Annotated in this window: 14 protein-coding genes and 1 tRNA gene; 7 read left to right on the top strand and 8 right to left on the bottom strand. The window is 63.4% G+C overall.

What is annotated here, in order from left to right:
• Positions 1-375: 375 nt before the first annotated feature.
• The 4 genes from ACFVSI_RS14145 to ACFVSI_RS14130 all read left to right on the top strand — a co-directional run bounded on the left by ACFVSI_RS14145 (position 376) and on the right by ACFVSI_RS14130 (position 5,307).
• A complete protein-coding gene (locus tag ACFVSI_RS14145; protein ID WP_387824660.1) occupies positions 376-1,941 on the top strand; it encodes an NCS1 family nucleobase:cation symporter-1 in 1,566 nt (521 codons plus the stop codon).
• Positions 1,942-2,016: 75 nt separating this feature from the next.
• Complete coding sequence (locus ACFVSI_RS14140; protein ID WP_387824657.1) at positions 2,017-2,760, top strand: aspartate/glutamate racemase family protein; 744 nt, start codon at positions 2,017-2,019, stop codon at positions 2,758-2,760.
• Between the two features lie 24 nt (positions 2,761-2,784).
• Positions 2,785-3,552 carry an SDR family oxidoreductase gene (locus tag ACFVSI_RS14135; protein WP_387824654.1) on the top strand — a complete coding sequence of 256 codons (768 nt, stop codon included), beginning with the start codon at positions 2,785-2,787 and terminating at the stop codon, positions 3,550-3,552.
• 267 nt (positions 3,553-3,819) lie between these two features.
• Complete coding sequence (locus ACFVSI_RS14130) at positions 3,820-5,307, top strand: cation:dicarboxylate symporter family transporter (protein WP_387824651.1); 1,488 nt, start codon at positions 3,820-3,822, stop codon at positions 5,305-5,307.
• 70 nt (positions 5,308-5,377) lie between these two features.
• Here the strand turns inward: ACFVSI_RS14130 and ACFVSI_RS14125 are convergent, their stop codons facing one another.
• Together ACFVSI_RS14125 and ACFVSI_RS14120 are read right to left on the bottom strand one after the other, a co-directional pair.
• The gene (locus ACFVSI_RS14125) at positions 5,378-5,788 is read right to left on the bottom strand and encodes a sterol carrier family protein (protein WP_387824648.1); all 411 of its coding nucleotides are present in this window, start codon (positions 5,786-5,788) and stop codon (positions 5,378-5,380) included.
• A 37-nt stretch (positions 5,789-5,825) separates the two neighbouring features.
• Positions 5,826-6,842: an asparaginase gene (locus tag ACFVSI_RS14120; RefSeq protein WP_387824645.1), complete on the bottom strand. Its 1,017-nt coding sequence runs from the start codon at positions 6,840-6,842 to the stop codon at positions 5,826-5,828.
• A 155-nt stretch (positions 6,843-6,997) separates the two neighbouring features.
• On the opposite strand from ACFVSI_RS14120, the gene purD reads away from it, so the two are divergent.
• Together purD and ACFVSI_RS14110 are read left to right on the top strand one after the other, a co-directional pair.
• Positions 6,998-8,308, top strand: coding sequence for a phosphoribosylamine--glycine ligase (gene purD, locus ACFVSI_RS14115; RefSeq protein WP_387824642.1), 1,311 nt, complete (start codon positions 6,998-7,000; stop codon positions 8,306-8,308).
• Between the two features lie 2 nt (positions 8,309-8,310).
• On the top strand, positions 8,311-9,249 hold the full coding sequence (locus tag ACFVSI_RS14110) for a phosphoribosylaminoimidazolesuccinocarboxamide synthase (protein ID WP_387824639.1): 939 nt from the start codon (positions 8,311-8,313) through the stop codon (positions 9,247-9,249).
• Between the two features lie 78 nt (positions 9,250-9,327).
• Here ACFVSI_RS14110 and ACFVSI_RS14105 read toward each other — a convergent pair whose 3' ends face one another.
• The gene (locus ACFVSI_RS14105; protein WP_144663373.1) at positions 9,328-10,593 is read right to left on the bottom strand and encodes a helix-turn-helix transcriptional regulator; all 1,266 of its coding nucleotides are present in this window, start codon (positions 10,591-10,593) and stop codon (positions 9,328-9,330) included.
• A 124-nt stretch (positions 10,594-10,717) separates the two neighbouring features.
• Between ACFVSI_RS14105 and ACFVSI_RS14100 the strand changes: the two genes are divergently transcribed.
• On the top strand, positions 10,718-10,936 hold the full coding sequence (locus ACFVSI_RS14100) for a hypothetical protein (RefSeq protein WP_262276028.1): 219 nt from the start codon (positions 10,718-10,720) through the stop codon (positions 10,934-10,936).
• A 77-nt stretch (positions 10,937-11,013) separates the two neighbouring features.
• Here ACFVSI_RS14100 and ACFVSI_RS14095 read toward each other — a convergent pair whose 3' ends face one another.
• The 5 genes from ACFVSI_RS14095 to ACFVSI_RS14075 form a co-directional block, all read right to left on the bottom strand.
• Complete coding sequence (locus ACFVSI_RS14095; protein WP_387824634.1) at positions 11,014-11,391, bottom strand: SdpI family protein; 378 nt, start codon at positions 11,389-11,391, stop codon at positions 11,014-11,016.
• Positions 11,392-11,576: 185 nt separating this feature from the next.
• Positions 11,577-11,653, bottom strand: a tRNA-Pro gene (locus ACFVSI_RS14090).
• 99 nt (positions 11,654-11,752) lie between these two features.
• Positions 11,753-13,585 (bottom strand): ABC transporter ATP-binding protein, encoded by a 1,833-nt coding sequence (locus ACFVSI_RS14085; RefSeq protein ID WP_387824631.1) that lies wholly within the window; start codon positions 13,583-13,585, stop codon positions 11,753-11,755.
• Positions 13,582-15,381 (bottom strand): ABC transporter ATP-binding protein, encoded by a 1,800-nt coding sequence (locus tag ACFVSI_RS14080; RefSeq protein WP_387824627.1) that lies wholly within the window; start codon positions 15,379-15,381, stop codon positions 13,582-13,584. Before ACFVSI_RS14080 ends, ACFVSI_RS14085 begins: the two co-directional genes overlap by 4 nt.
• A gap of 151 nt (positions 15,382-15,532) precedes the next feature.
• The gene (locus ACFVSI_RS14075) at positions 15,533-16,480 is read right to left on the bottom strand and encodes a metallophosphoesterase (protein ID WP_387824624.1); all 948 of its coding nucleotides are present in this window, start codon (positions 16,478-16,480) and stop codon (positions 15,533-15,535) included.
• Position 16,481 lies beyond the last annotated feature (1 nt).

Genomic DNA, 16,481 nt, shown 5'->3' with positions numbered 1-16,481 from the left:
CACTCCGCGGTCTCTTCCGGATCACGATCAGGCAGCTGGGCAGTCAACCCGCTGAGGATGTGTGAGGTCTCTTCTCCTGCAGCCACGTCCAACCTCTCTTCATTGAATGTATGGGCGCTTGCTCTGTGGGGGCGCTCAAGGAATTTCGTATTGTGAGAATAAAATTCTGCAATTCGAGATTACGTGCGCTGATGGGCAGCGTCAACACGGATTGCGTATCTCAATCAGTCAAGCGGGAAACCTGGCAGCAAACAACCGAATGTGACCCTGCCTACAGGTTCAACCTTGACCAGAGGTGACCTGCGTCATAGAGTTCTTTCACTATTCAATAACTCGATTCCACAATGTGGAATCAGTACGAAGTGGAGATCCACGATGCAGACGACTTCATCAGTCGGCGTCAATGAGACTCCGGAAGACGCAGAGACGGGTGCCCCCAACCACCCGGTCGTGGGAAACACGGATCTTTGCGCGATTGCTTCCGAAGCCGCAGGCCGTACCATCAGTCCCAGTCTTTACAACATCGACCTCGCCCCCACCAAAGCCAAAGGCCGCAAGTGGACCAGCTACAGCATCTTTACCCTCTGGGCCAATGACGTCCACAGCCTGGGTAACTATGCCTTCGCCATCGGCCTGTTCTCCCTCGGCTTGGGTGGCTGGCAAATCCTGGTGGCCCTGGGAATCGGTGCCGTGCTTCTTTTCGCCCTCCTGAACTTCTCAGGATTCATGGGCCAAAAGACGGGCGTTCCCTTCCCGGTCATGAGCCGGATCAGCTTTGGCATCAGGGGAGCCCAGATCGCAAGCCTTGTCCGTGGCGCCGTCGCAGTCGCCTGGTTCGGCATCCAGACCTACCTGGCCTCCGTCGTCCTGCGCGTCATGCTCGTGGCCATGGCTCCTGGATTGAAGGACCTGGACAGCAACTCCATCCTGGGCCTTTCCACGCTCGGTTGGTTCTCGTTCGTTGCCCTGTGGATCGTGCAGTTGGTCATCGTCAGCTTCGGCATGGAGATGATCCGTAAATACGAGGCCTTCGCTGGCCCCGTCATCCTCGTCACCATGGCCGCGATCGCCGTCTGGGTCTTCATCGAAGCCGGTGGCGCCATCCAGTGGACCGGCATCAAGGGCCTCGAAGGTACCGAGATGTGGCTGACCATCTTTGCCGGCGGCGCCCTCTGGGTGTCCATCTATGGAACGTTCGTCCTGAACTTCTGCGACTTCACCAGGTCCTCTACGTCCAAGAAGTCGATCGTCAAGGGAAACTTCTGGGGCATTCCCATCAACATGCTCGTCTTTGGCGCCATCGTCGTCGTCATGGCCGGCGGCCAGTACAAGATCAACGGCACGGTCATCCAAAGCCCCTCGGACATCGTCCAGAGCATCCCCAACACGCTCCTGCTGGTCCTGGCTTGCCTGGCCTTGCTGATCCTGACCATCGCGGTGAACCTCATGGCCAACTTCGTGGCTCCGGTCTACGCGCTGACCAATCTGTTCCCGCGGCACCTGAACTTCCGCAAGGCGGCCTGGGTCAGTGGAACCATCGGCTTGATCATCCTGCCGTGGAACCTCTACAACAACCCGATTGTCATCGTGTACTTCCTGGGCGGCCTCGGTGCTTTGCTTGGCCCGCTGTTCGGTGTTGTCATGGCTGACTACTGGCTGGTCCGACGAGGCAAGGTCAATGTCCTGGAGCTCTACAGCGAGGACCCGAAGGGTGCCTACTTCTATAAGCGCGGCGTGAACCCCAAGGCCATCATTGCGATGATCCCTGCGGCCGCACTGGCCCTGGCCATTGCCTTCATTCCCGGTCTTGCGGCCGCGGCACCGTTCGCTTGGTTCATCGGGGCCGGCGTCGCAGCGCTCACCTACTTCGCCATTGCGGACAAGAAGCAGGTCCACGAGGACGTTTCCGGCGAGCCGATCGCCGTCGCCAGCACCCACTGACACGTGACAAAAGGTGCCGCCCGTCCTTCCGGTCAACTGGCCGCAGGGCGGGCGCTGCCATTGAGAGGAAATACCATGCGCATTCTTGTCGCAAACGTGAACACCACGCAGTCCATGACGGACTCCATCGCAGCCCAGGCCCGTGCTGCCGCAGCTCCCGGAACCGAGATCATCGGCATCACACCGCGTTTTGGTGCCGACTCCTGTGAGGGAAACTTCGAAAGCTATCTGGCCGCGATCGCCGTCATGGACGCCGTCGTCAACTATCCGGAACCGTTCGACGCCGTCATCCAGGCCGGTTACGGCGAGCACGGCAGGGAGGGCCTCCAGGAATTGCTGGAGGTCCCGGTCGTGGACATCACGGAGGCCGCTGCCAGCACAGCGATGTTCCTGGGTCACAAGTACTCCGTCGTCACCACCCTGGACCGCGCTGTGCCGCTCATTGAGGACCGCCTCAAGCTGGCCGGGCTCGACGCCCGCTGCGCTTCCGTGCGAGCCAGCGGGATGGCTGTACTGGAGCTGGAGGAGTACCCGGAACGTGCTGTTGAGGCGATCGTTGGCCAGGCCGAGGAGGCTGTCAGCAAGGACCACGCGGAAGTGATTGTCCTGGGCTGCGGCGGCATGGCAGGGCTTGATGAGCAGATCCGCCAGCGCACCGGAGTCCCGGTGGTTGATGGTGTGGCCTCGGCCGTCACCATTGCAGAATCCCTCGTCCGGCTTGGCCTCTCCACGTCCAAGGTCCGTACCTACGCGACACCGCGACCCAAGACTGTCATAGGCTGGCCGATAACGTCCCTCGCCCAGTCCGCTGCGCTCTAAAGCCACCACCCGAAAGGCAACCACATGACTGACCCACGCCTGCCCGCGGACCCAAAGGTCGCCGTCGTTACCGGTGCGGGGTCCGGGATCGGGCGGGCGGTGGCCAGGCTCATGCTCGACGAGGGCTACCGGGTGGCGCTTGCGGGGCGGCGGGAAGCACAGCTGCTGGAGTCGGCGGATGGTCACCCCGAAGCGCTTGCCGTGCCGTGCGATGTGACAGTGCCCGACGACGTTGCGCGCCTTTTCGAGCAAGTCCGCCAACGCTGGGGCCGGGTGGATGTCCTGTTCAACAATGCGGGTATTTTTGGGCCTTCCGGCGATGTGGGCGATCTTGACGTCGCGGAGTGGGAAGCCACGCTGCGGGTGAACGTTACAGGTTCCATGCTCTGCGCCGCCGAGGCTGTCCGAACCATGAAGGCACAGAAGCCGCAGGGTGGGCGCATCATCAACAACGGCTCCATCTCCGCGCACTCGCCCAGGCCCCGGTCGGTGGCGTACACGGTGACCAAGCACGCCATGACCGGGCTGACCAAGAGTATTGAGCTCGACGGCCGGGAATTCGGGATTACGTGCGGGCAGATCGACATCGGCAATACCCGCACCGAGATCATGGACACCATCGGGGTTGGCTCGGGTGCGTTGCAGGCCGACGGTTCCCGCAAGGTGGAGCCCATGTTCCCCGTGGATGACGCCGCCCGTGCTGTGCTGCTGATGGCGAATATGCCGGCGTCGGCCAGTGTCGGTTCGCTGGTGGTGACCGCGGCGGGCATGCCCTTCGTGGGCCGCGGCTAGGACTCCCGACCGCCCCGGCGCGCCCGCCCGTGCCGCCACGACCAACATTGAGCCGCCAAGCCCCCAAAACGCCGAATTTTCCGGCGTTCTGGGGGCTTTCCCCTGCCAAAGTGGGTCGTAGCGGCACGCAAAAGTGGCATACCAAACCAAATGTGACTTCCGTAATATGGAAATCGAATCTCCCCTTGCGGAATGATGTGACCCGGCTTACATTGAAAACATCCCCCCAAAACGAGGGGCTGTTCCCAAACTGATTGGTTCAGATCAATGAAGATCCCAGACCCCGCGGCGCTGAAGGCGAGTTCGGCCCCGCAGAAGAAAAAGCGGCTGTACCAGTCGCTCTTTTTTCAAATCCTGATCGCCGTCGTCGCAGGTGTGCTCATCGGCCATTTCTGGCCGAACATCGGGTCCGCACTCCGGCCACTGGGTGATGGATTCATTCAACTCATCAAAATGATCATCGCCCCGCTGATTTTCCTCGTGATCGTCACAGGCATCTCGGCAGTGGGCGACGTCAAGGCGGTCGGACGGGTCGGGGTCAAAGCACTCCTGTACTTCACCGGCGCCACGCTCTTCGCCCTGGTTTTCGGCCTGGTCGTCGCCAACATTGTCCAGCCTGGTGCTGGCCTCAACATCGATCCCGCTACCCTCTCCCAGGAAGCGCTCGACGCTAAAACCGGCCACGCAGTCCCCAAGGACGCAGCGGCCTTCATCCTGGATGTCATTCCGTCCAGCGTGATCGGCGCTTTCGCCAGCAACAGCCTGCTTCAGGTGCTCTTCTTCTCCGTCTTCTTCGGCGCCGCGATCGTGGTCATCGGCCGCGAACGGTGCTTGCCGGTCATCAGCCTCATGGAAACCGTGCTGGAACTGATTTTCAAGATCATGTCCTGGATCATGAAAGTGGCCCCCATCGGTGCCTTCGGTGCCATGGCGTTCATCATCGGCCAGTACGGGGTAGGCACGCTGGGGACCTACGCCCTGCTGATTGCCTCCTGCTATGGCGCAGCCATCATCTTCATCGGTCTGCTGTTCCTGGTTGCCTGGGGTTTCGCCCGGGTTCCGCTGTGGCAATTCCTGAAGTACACCCGCGAGGAATTCCTGCTGGCACTCGGCACGGCTTCCACTGAAGCGGTCATGCCGCGCATCATGACCAAACTGACCAACGCCGGCTGCTCCCGGGCCACTACAGGCCTGGTGGTTCCCACGGGTTACTCCTTCAACCTCGACGGCGCCGCGATCTATCTGTCCATCTCGCTGCTCTTCCTGGCGCAGGCGTTCGGCCACAATCTGGATCTCGGTCAGCAGTTGGCTGCCCTCGGCGTCCTGCTCCTGACCTCCAAGGGGATGGCCGGCGTTCCGGGCTCGTCCTTCCTGGCCCTCTCGGCCACCGCCGCCGCACTGGGCATCTTCCCGGTGGCCGGCGTCGCGCTTCTCCTCGGTGCCGACCGCCTCATGGACTCCATGCGCGTGGTGGTCAACCTGCTCGGCAACTGTGTGGCCACGTTTGTGGTGGCCAAGTGGGAAGGCCAGTTCGACCGCAGCGTCATGGTCCGCGCTTTCAACGGCGAAATCACCAACGAGGACACGGCCATCATGCTCGGCAAGGAAGACGTCTACGCCCAGCAGGAGCTCGAGCGCATCAGCACCGGCCAGGAACCCTCACCGAAGTTTCGTGGCGGCCCGGCAGCGGATGAGATCCCGCAGTTCGAGATGAGCAAGCCCGGCCAACCATCAACACCAATCTGCCCCGACTAACCCGGCGGGTCTTTGTACAGCTAATGCCCTTAAGACGCGGTCTTAGGGGCATTAGCTGTACAAAAACTCGTTAGAGGGGGAGGAGCGCGGAGAGGTCGGCGCGCAAACCCGAGGCGGTCACTTTGTGGGACTGCACGGCCTCACCCCACGTAATCCGCCCGGTCACCAACCCAAGCCAGGTGTCGGCGTCGGTCTCTATGACGTTCGGGGGAGTGCCACGCGTGTGCCGCGGACCCTCCACGCATTGCGTGACGCCGAACGGCGGGACGCGGACCTCCACGGAATTGCCCGGCGCGCGTGCGGTGACTTCCTCCAGGGAGTAGCGCACCGCCATCGCAATTAAAGTGCGCGACGGCGCCGTCCCGGCAGCGGCGGCAGGCTCACCGACGGTTTCGGTGCCGGAAGGTTCGACGGCGGTCCGCCAGGCTGCCAGCGCGGCTTTGCCCTCGGAGATGTCGACGCGGCGTCGTGCAACAGCCATGGGTTCTTCCTTCTTAACTACTAATCGAGCTTTACTACTAGTCCAGCAGGGCGGAGACGGCGTGGCCCAAGCGGATCCTGCCGACCTCGTGGCCTCCGCCCAGTACGGGTTCGACCACTCTTTCCAGGACGCTGGAGACGGCGGGGATGTCCACAGCTCCGCTCACGGCAAGGAGAGTCAGTCCAACCAGGGAAGTGGCGCGGAGGTTTCCGTCCAGCATTTTCACTGCCACGGTGGCGCCGGTGGGAGTGGCCAGGACCAAGACGCCCTCGGCGCCGATCTTCGCCAGGACATCCAACTCTTCCATCACTACGGTGTTGGATTCGCCCTTGCCCTGGACGGCCCACGGGTAATCAAGCATGGACGTGGCAATGGTGGCCGCACGGGCGTTGGAGGATTTATCTCCGGGGGACTTGGCCAGGCGGGAGTAGGCCCGGGCAAGGCCAGTCAGCGAGATCGCCGCTACGGGTGCACCGCAGCCATCGATGCCCAGGTGGGAAATGTGCTCGCCGCTGTATTCCTCGATGACCGAACGCACGCGCTGCTGGAGCGGGTGGTTGGGTTCGAGGTAGCTCCGGAGGTCCCAGCCGTTCTCGGTGCAGGCCCAGAGGAACGCCGCGTGCTTGCCGGAGCAGTTGAATGCGAGTTTGGACTTTCCCCGCTCAGAGCGGACCAGCCAGTTGCGGGCGGTCTCGTCCTCGGGCCAGGCCGTGGGGCATTGGAGGTGTTCTTCCCGCACCCCGGCTGCCTTGAGCATTCCTTCAACAACGTCCATATGGTCCAGGGAACCGGTGTGGCTTCCGCAAGCCACCGCAACCTGTGCACCCCGCAGCGGAACGCCGGACTGCATGGAAGCCAGGGCCTGGAACGGCTTGAGCGTGGAGCGGGCGAAGACAGGAGCGTCGATGTCGCCGAGCTGCGTCACCACGGAACCGTCTCCTGAGAGGACTACAGCCGCACCAACGTGGCGGGACTCAATAAAGCCACTGCGTTCGATCACTGCCAGTTCGACGGCGGACTCAACGTTGAACGTTTCATGCGAACTCATGGGCATGAAGCAAGTCTAGGCGCGGCGGCGTGTTTCCCCGGTCATGCCCGGCTGCGCGCCGGGTCCGCTGCTGTGCGGGTGCGGGCCGGGTCCGCCGCGGGCCGGGTCCGCTGCGTGACACAGCTTAGGCCGAGCGCGCTGCACAAAGTACCCTTTAAGCCGTGAAGGTACTCGTCATTGGCCCAGGCGGCCGCGAACACGCCATTGTCCGCTCTCTGCTTGAAGACCCCAACGTCTCCGAGGTCCACGCGGCCCCCGGCAACGCGGGCATCAGCAAACTCGTTCCCACCCACGCGATTGACGGGAACAACCCGGAAGCCGTGTCCGCCCTCGCCACCAAGCTGGGCGTGGACCTGGTTGTCGTCGGCCCGGAAGCACCGCTGGCCGCGGGTGTATCCGACGCCGTCCGCGAAGCCGGTATCCCTGTGTTCGGCCCCAGCAAGGAAGCCGCGCAGCTGGAGGCTTCCAAGGCCTTCGCCAAGCAGATCATGGCTGAAGCGGGCGTCCCCACGGCCATGGCGCGCGTTGCCGAGAACGCCGAAGAAGCCGCAGACGCGCTGGATGCCTTCGGCGCACCCTATGTCGTGAAGGACGACGGACTCGCTGCCGGCAAGGGCGTCGTGGTCACCAAGGATCGCGACGAAGCCCTGGCACACGCCCAGACCTGCTTCGATGCCGGTGGAACCGTGGTGATCGAGGAATTCCTGGACGGCCCCGAGGTTTCCCTGTTCGTCCTCTGCGACGGCCGCACCACCGTGCCGCTGTCTCCTGCCCAGGACTTCAAGCGCATCTTCGACAACGACGAAGGCCCCAACACCGGCGGCATGGGGGCTTACACCCCGCTGGAGTGGGCACCCGAAGGTTTGGTCCAGGAAGTCATCGACCGCGTGGCCCAGCCCACCGTGGACGAGATGGCCCGCCGCGGCACTCCCTTCATCGGCGTCCTCTACTGCGGCCTGGCACTCACCTCCCGCGGCACGCGCGTCATCGAGTTCAACGTCCGCTTCGGCGATCCCGAGACGCAGGCTGTCCTGGCCCGTCTCAAGACGCCCCTCGGTGCGCTGCTGCTGGCAGCTGCCAAGGGCGAACTGGACACGGCAGAAGAGCTGCGCTGGTCCAAGGACACGGCAGTCGCCGTCGTCGTTGCCGCCGAAAACTACCCGGACGCGCCCCGCACGGGCGACCGCATCCGTGGCCTGAAGAAGGTAGACGAGCTGGACGGCGTCCACGTTGTCCACGCCGGCACCAAGCTGGACGACGAAGGCAAGGTGGTCTCCGCCGGGGGCCGCGTCCTGGCGGTGGTCGCGCTCGGTTCGGATCTGGTGGAGGCGCGCGAAAAAGCGTACGACGGCGTCGAGCTGGTTCAGCTTGAAGGCTCACAGTTCCGTACGGACATCGCAGGCAAGGCCGCCCGCGGCGAAATCCGGGTGCCGTACGCGGCTACCGGCACTATCCCGAAAGTGCAGGCCTGAGCATGACTGAATCCCTTCCCACCGGCGGCTTCGAGACCGAGACCTTGGACCTTCCGGGCTGGACGCACGTCTACTCGGGTAAGGTCCGCGACCTCTACGTCCCCGCCGATGAATCCATCACGGAGAAGTTCGGCCAGGACTGCGTGCTGGTGGTGGCCAGTGACCGCATCAGCGCCTACGACCACGTCTTGAGCAGCGAGATCCCGGACAAGGGCCGCGTTTTGACGCAGCTCAGCCTGTGGTGGTTCGAGCAGCTGGAGGTTGAGCACCATGTGCTGGCCTCCACGGTTGAGGGCGGTGTCCCGGCTGAGGTTGAGGGCCGCGCGATGATCTGCAAGAAGCTCGAAATGTTCCCGGTGGAATGCATCGCCCGCGGTTACCTGACGGGTTCGGGCCTGGCGGAATACAAGCAGTCCGGCACTGTATGCGAGATCCCGCTGCCCGAGGGCCTGGTGGATGGTTCCCGCCTGGACCACGCCCTGTTCACACCGTCGGCCAAGGCTGAGGTTGGCGAGCACGACGTCAACATCACCTACGACGACGTCGTGGCAATGGTTGGCGATGACATTGCTGCCCGCCTGAGCGAGCTGACCCTGAAGATCTACACCCGCGCCGAGGAGATCGCCCGTGAACGCGGCATCATCCTCGCCGACACCAAGGTGGAGTTCGGCAGCGATGCCGCTACCGGTGTGATCACGCTGGGCGACGAGGTCCTCACCCCGGACTCTTCACGGTTCTGGGACGCGTCCACGTATGAGCCGGGCAAGTCGCAGCCGTCCTATGACAAGCAGTACGTCCGCGATTGGCTGACCTCCGCGGAGTCCGGCTGGGACAAGTCCTCGGATACCCCTCCGCCGGCTCTTCCCGCCGACGTCGTGGAGCGCACGCGTGCCCGCTATGTTGAGGCGTACGAGAAGCTCACGGGCCGCACTTTCGCGTAGCCCGCACCCAACTGGGGGACAGCACGTGTTCTACTGAGCGCTCAGTGGAACATGTGCTGTCCCCCAGTTGGGTTTTAATCAGGCTTCGGAGTGTTCCTTCGCGGCCCGACGCTCGGCCAGGCGGATCTCCAGCACGGCGTCCATGGCCTGTTGAACGCGGTCCGAGGCGCCTGCAGCGCTGAAGTCGTGTTGCGCTTCTTCCAGGAAAGTCAGGGCTTCTGCAGCTTCACCGGCTGCCTTCAAGGACTTGCCGAGCAGCAACGACACCTCACCAGCCGTGTGTCGGGCCAGAACCTTGCGGTCGGCGTGGATTTCGCGCAGCTTCTCGACGGCGGCCGGAATGTCCCCGGTCAGGTACAGCCAGCGGGCGCGGATGAAGGCGACTTCCAGTTGGTCCGTCTTGTTGCCGCCCACAATGGACAGCGCGAGCTCGGCGCGTTCAATGGCGGACAGAGTTTCCGGTTCCACAATTCCCGAGGACAGGCGTACCGCGGCGGATGCCTTGTTGAAGCGGGCCCACAGTTCGATGTCGTTGGCGGGGGAGAGCAGCTTCGCGGCGCGTTCGTGGTGCTTGATGCCCTCTGTGTAGTCGTGGCGCATGAAGGCGACGTTGCCCACCACCCACGCAACCTCGCCGGCCAGTTGCGACATCGAGTGTTCGTCCATGTGCTCGATCATCGCCAGGCAGTACTCCCAGGCCTCGTCGAGCTTGCCGCTCTCAGCCAGCGCGCCGATCAGCGCGCGGTGCGCGCCAATGATGAGCGTGGAGCCCTTGGGCAGTTGCTCGCTGAGCTTGACGGCTTGTTTTGCATGCTCGACGGCGGTGGCCAGTTGCCCTTGTCCGTGACACACAGCGGCAAGCATCTGCCAGGCGCGTACTCCCAGGCCGGCGGACTCAGTGGCCATGGGATGTTCCAACAGGTGCTCAACGATCTGCTGGCATTCCTTCAGCTGGCCTTGCTTCATGACGCATTCGGCCTGCATGTACGTCATGTTCCACCAGGCGCTGTTGTTCTTGGCCTCAAGGGCAATCTGCGCGGCAGTGGCGGCGTGGCTGGCAGCCAGCTGGTAATCGCGCAAGTCCCATGCCTGGCGGGCGTACAAGCCGGCAAGGACGTATTCAGCGTCGCTTACGGTAACGGGTTGGCTCCAGGCTTCAAGGGCCTTAGGCGCAAGTTCGAGTCGGCGGGCCAACTCCTCGATGACCTCGGCCGTCGGCTCGCGACGGCCCGTTTCAAGCAGGGAGATGTAGCTGGGTGAGTACAGGTTTTTGCCGAGCTCGGCCTGCGTTAACCCGCGTTCGAGCCGTTCGGCACGTAGCTTCTCGCCGAATCCGTTTCCCACGGGTTCCTCCTACAGGTGTCTTTTGACCAAAACCTTGACAGTCTCTGTGGAAAACATTTTACAATGTATGTCAACAGGGACCGCGCAATTTCCGTAACGAATCCGACTCGCATTGGGGTACAACATGTTCAAGAAAATCGCCGCGTCAGTGGCCTTGGCAGGCGCACTGACTTTGTCGGTTGCGGCTCCCGCAGTCGTCTCTGCAGCGTCAGCTGTAGATTCCAACTCATCGGTCAGTGCCATTGGCAACTGGCCTGATCCTATGCGCGTTTCGGCGCCGACCAAGACAACGGACACCACCGCCACGCCGATGTCCATCGGCAACTGGCCGGATCCAATGTAAGCAGGACATCCAAAGAGACCCCGGGGCGTGACGAGCGATGCCCCGGGGTTTTCTTTTGCCCTCTGCCGTTGGAAAACTCATGGCGCACCAGGAGTCGACGTCGGTTGGCGGCTTTCCGCCCGAAGCGCACTCTTGGAGGCGACGACGGCTCCGATAACCAGGAACAGCACTGCACTTCCTCCACCTGCCAGCGAAACCGTCACGGGATTCGCCGAGGGACGCAGGGCGCTCACCACTGCGGCGGCTCCAGCCGACGCGCCGCCGAGGATGAGGTAGGGGCCGGCACTCCTGTGTCCAGCCCTCCATGCGACATCGGACATCATGACCGATGGAAGGCGGATTCCAACCACCGGGTTCATCGGCGGCCGGCCGCCGAGGCCAAGAACGCCGCCTGCCAGCAGCACCGCGCCGAGCACGCCCAATCCTGTGACAAGGCCAATCTGATCGCTGGACATCTGGCAACCGCCCCCAAAATACGTTGCTTCGACTGCATTCAGTCATCAGGCGCGAGCCTAGAGGCCAGGGGAGCCGCCGTGCAACGGCCGGCCACGCGCCTGTGGATAACCTCCGCCGGTTGATATTCCTTGGGCTTGGGCGTTAAACAAAAAGGGCGCCGATTTCTCGACGCCATTTTCGTTATTGGTCGGGATGACAGGATTTGAACCTGCGACCTCTTCGTCCCGAACGAAGCGCGCTACCAAGCTGCGCTACATCCCGATCCGCTGCGAAAGCAACTGTTCAAGGATAGCTGAATCGCTGCGGGATGCGAAATCGGGGAGTGGGTGTCCCTCGCCACACTCGCACCAGACGCCACGACTACACCAACGAATCCCGCCAGGCTCCGTGTAGCCGGGCAAACCGTCCACCGCCGCTGATCAGCTCGGCCGGCGTGCCATCTTCAACGATGCGCCCGTCGTGTACCACCAACACCCGGTCGGCCGTCTCCACGGTGGAGAGGCGGTGGGCGATGATGATGGCCGTGCGGGCATCGTTCCCGCCGGCGACACCCTCCAGCAGCTGGGCCAGCCCCTGCTGGACCATGCGCTCGGAAGGAATGTCCAGGGACGACGTCGCCTCATCCAGGATCAATACCGCAGGTGCGGCGAGGAATGCCCGCGCGAAACCGATGAGCTGCCGCTGCCCGGAGGACACCCGGCCACCGCGCTTGTTGACGTCGGTGTCGTAGCCTTCGGGAAGGCTCATGATGAAGCCGTGGGCACCCACTGCCGCAGCAGCCGCCTCAATCTCGGCGCGTGAAGCTTCCGGGCGACCCAGGGCGATGTTGTCGGCAACCGAACCGCTGAAGAGGAAGGCCTCCTGGGTCACCATCACCACGGCGCGGCGCAGGTCCGTGGTAGCCAAGTCGCGCAAGTCCACCCCGTCCAGGGTGATGGAGCCGGACGTGACGTCGTAGAAGCGGGCGATGAGTTTGGCCAGCGTGGATTTGCCGGCACCTGTCTGTCCCACCAGGGCCACGGTTTGCCCTGCGGGGATGTGCAGGTCCAGGGCAGGAACAACCAGTTGGCCGTCGCTGTAGCCGAACTCCACGCCCTTGAAGTCGATCTCACCCCGTGAACTCTTCAGCGGCACCGGGTTCTTCGGCGGACGGACCGTGGGCACTTCCTCAAGCAGCCCCGAGACCTTCTCCAATGCGGCCTGGGCACTCTGGAACGAGTTGTAGAACATCGCCATCTGGTCAACGGGCTGGAAGAAGCGCTTGGTGGAGAGGATAAGTGCCAGCAGGACACCCACCGCGAGCTCGCCGCTGAGCACCCGGAAGCCTCCGAACAGCAGGACCACGGCTACGCAGACGTTGCCGATCAACACCAACCCTGGCTGGAAGATGCCGTTCAGGTTGATCGAGCGGACAGTGTTCTTGCGGTAGTCCTCGGCCAACTCGCCATAGCGGGCTGCGTTCTCGCGCTCCTTGCGGAAGGCCTTCACTGCACGGATGCCGGTCATGGTCTCCACGAAGTGCACGATGAGGCGCGCCGAGACCACGCGGGACTCCCGGAACGCGATCTGCGAGTGCTTCTGGTACCAGCGGGCCAGGAAGAACATGGGGACGCCGGCCGCGAGCACGATCAGCCCACTGCGCCAGTCCAACGCAAACACCGTGAAAGCGGTGAACACCATGAACAGCATGCCCGAAGCCAAGGAGCTGACGCCGGAATCCAGAAGCTCCCGCAGGGCTTCCAGGTCCGAAGTTTGACGGGCAATAATGCGTCCCGAGGTGTATTTCTCGTGGAATTCCAGGCTGAGGCGCTGCGTGTGCCGGAAAACGCGGAGCCGGAGGTCCAGCAGCATCGCCTGGCTCAACCGGGCCGTGGAGGTTACGTAGAGCGCGGTCATTCCAGCCGTGGCAATTGCGGCGGCCAAGTAGAGCGAGCCAGCCAACACCAACGGACCGTTGTCGCCGGACTGAAGTGCCGGGAGTGCGTGGTCGATGCCGAACGCGATCAGCGCCGGCCCCGCAACCCGGGTGAGCTGCGAAACCACCACCATCACGATCGTCAGCCAGAAACGCAACCGCACCGGTCGGATGAGCGAGGCAAGCAAGGCGAGCGACCGGCGTCGTACGGCTTTGCTGTCTGCTTTGCTGAGGAGGGTGTTGTCCTCATTGGCGGTACCAAAGGTGGTGGCGCTCACCGGCGGGCCTCCTCAGCTTCTTCGAGCTCGTCCAGTTCGGTATCGAGGTCTTTCGGGCCCGCGTCCAGGCTGGCGATGACGTAGCGGTAGTGGTCGTTTTCGGCCAACAGTTCCGTATGGGTTCCGACGGCGGTGATGGTCCCGTTTTGGAGCAACGCCACCCGGTCCGCCAATGCCACAGTGGAAGGACGGTGCGCGACGATCAATGTGGTGGTCTCGCGGAGGACCTCGCGCAAGCGGGCTTCCACGCGTTCCTCGGTGTTTACGTCCAGGGCGGACAGGGGATCGTCGAGGACCAGGACTTTCGGCTTGGCGGCGATGGCACGGGCCAGGGCAATGCGCTGCCTTTGGCCGCCGGACAAACTCAGGCCTTCCTCGCCGATCAGGGTGTCAACGCCCTCGGGCAGGGAGTACGCAAACTGGGCCTGGGCCACGTCCAACGCCTCGTCCAGGGCGGCGTCACTGGGATCGGGGGCGCCCAGGAGCACGTTGTCCCGGACCGAACTTGAGAAGAGCGTGGTGTCCTCGAAGGCTACGGCCACGATCCTGCGCAGTTCCGCGATGTCGACGTCGCGGACGTCAACGCCGTCGATGGTCACTGCACCGGACGTCACATCGTAGAGGCGGGGGACCAGTTGAAGCAGCGCGCTCTTGCCGCTTCCCGTGATTCCCACCAGGGCCATGGTTTCGCCGGGACGGATGTCCAGGGTGATGTCGTGCAGAAGGGTGCCGCCGTCGTCGAACCCGAAACCTGCCTGCTCAAAACGCAAGGCGCCTTTGACGGTTTCCGGTACCACCGGCACGTCCGGCGACGTGATGGTGTTTTCGGTGTCCATGACCTCGAAGTGGCGGTCCAGAGCGGTCTTGGCCGTCAGCGCCATCGCCAGAAGCATGCCGGAAAATTCAACGGGAGTAGCCACAACCGCCGCGGTAGCGAAGAAAGCGACCAAGGCACCGATGCTGAGCTGACCGCTGGCCGCCAGCATGATGCCCACCACCAGTCCGACGCCCAGCGCGAGCTCAGGCAGCAGGGTGACAACCAGCGTGAAACCGGCCTGCTGTTTAGCTTTGGCGATCTCGGTCTGGCGCAGCTCCTCGGCCTGGCCATTGAAGTTTTCCAGCGCCTCGCGGCTCCGTCCGAACGCCTTCAGGACGCGGATGCCGTGGACGGATTCTTCCACCGTGGTGGCGAGGTCGCCGGCTTGGTCCTGGCTGAGCCGAGTGACAAGGCTGAAGCGCCGACGGAACCGGAAGGAGTTGATCATGATCGGCACGGCCGCGGCCAAGAAGATGAGTGCCAGCTGCCAGCTCATGGAAAACATGACTCCGACGCCGATGATCACCGTCAGCGTCGTGACCACCAGCATGATCGCGCCGAACGCCATCCACCGGCGCAGGAAGCTAAGGTCCGTCATGGCCCGCGAAAGCAACTGGCCCGAGCCCCAGCGGTCGTGGAACGCAACCGAGAGCTGCTGCAGGTGTCCGTAAAGGGTCACACGCATCCGGGTCTCCACGGTGGTGGCCGGATTGATCACGAACTGGCGGCGCAAGGCCACCAGGCCGGCTTCGGCCACGCCGAGGCCAAGAATCACGACGGCGGCAATCCACACTGCTTCCGGGGAGCCGCCGGGCTGCAACGAGTTGTTGACCAGGATCCGCAAAACCTGCGGGATGGTGAGTGCGACGATGCTGGCAAGCAGGGCGCAAATGAGGCCCATGACAAGGCGGGGGAGGATGGGCCGCACATGGGGATACAGGCGGCCGACGGAGGTGAAAAATGACGTTTGCTTGGACATGCCCGCTTCTCAACAGCTGGATCTTCAGATGGTGCGGAGGTAGTTTCCCGTAGCAACTACCCTATGCCATGGCGTGATTCGTTTCACAGGACCACGCAACGTCGGTGAAATGTTTGACCCAGTTATTGGGATTCGTAATGCTGCCCGGTGTTTAGTTGCGCGGCGTGAGCGTCAGCAGCACAGCTTCCGGGCGGCAGGCGATGCGGACGGGAGCGAAGCGCGAGGTGCCGATGCCGCCCGAGACGTTCACCGGCGTCGTGAATCCCTTGCTTTCCCAATCGTGGAGGCCCTTGGCGCGCCACGTGGGGAGGTCGCAATTGGAGACCAATGCGCCGTAACCGGGGACGCAGATCTGGCCACCGTGGGTGTGACCGGCGATGATCAGGTCTGCACCGGCCTCGGTGAAGTGGTCCAGCACGCGTTGGTACGGAGCGTGGATCACGGCGACTTTGAGGTGAGGCCGGGCGTCCTGGTTCACGGTGCCGCGGGGCCAGCCGGCGTAGCGTTCTCTTCCCAGGTGGGGATCGTCAACGCCGGAGAAATCGAACCGCAGACCGTTGAGCACCACAGACTGGGCGCGGTTGGTGAGGTCGATCCAGCCACTCATGCCGAAGGCGGAGCGGAGCTTGGGCCAGTCGAGCTGGAGCGGTTCCTTCTTGGGTTTCGACGGACCACGGAAGTAGCCCGCAGGGTTCTTGATCCGCGGAGCGTAGTAGTCGTTGGAGCCGGGAACGAAGACGCCGGGGAACTCCATCAAGGGCTTCAAAGCCTGGATGAGGGGGTCGATGGCCTTGGTGTGGCTCAGGTTGTCGCCCGTGTTCACCACGAGATCCGGCTTGAGGTCTGCCAGGGACTGCAACCACTGGGTCTTTTTGGCCTGTCCCGGGACGAAGTGGATATCGCTCAGGTGCAGGACGCGAAGGGGTGCCGAACCTTCGGGGAGGATTGGCAACGTTTCGTGGCGGACCTCGAACTGGTCCTTCTCCCACCAGCCGTAGGCGGCCGCCGCCGTGCCTGCCGTTGCACCCAGGGCAGCAGTGACGGCAAAACCGCGCCCGAATGAACGGACGCGGTCTGCCAGCGAATCCCGGAACGCCACC

The organism is Paenarthrobacter sp. NPDC057981, assembly GCF_042886835.1.
Classification (GTDB): Bacteria; Actinomycetota; Actinomycetes; order Actinomycetales; family Micrococcaceae; genus Arthrobacter.
The sequence above is the reverse complement of the archived record's forward strand: the minus strand, read 5'-3'. Positions and strand labels throughout refer to the sequence as shown.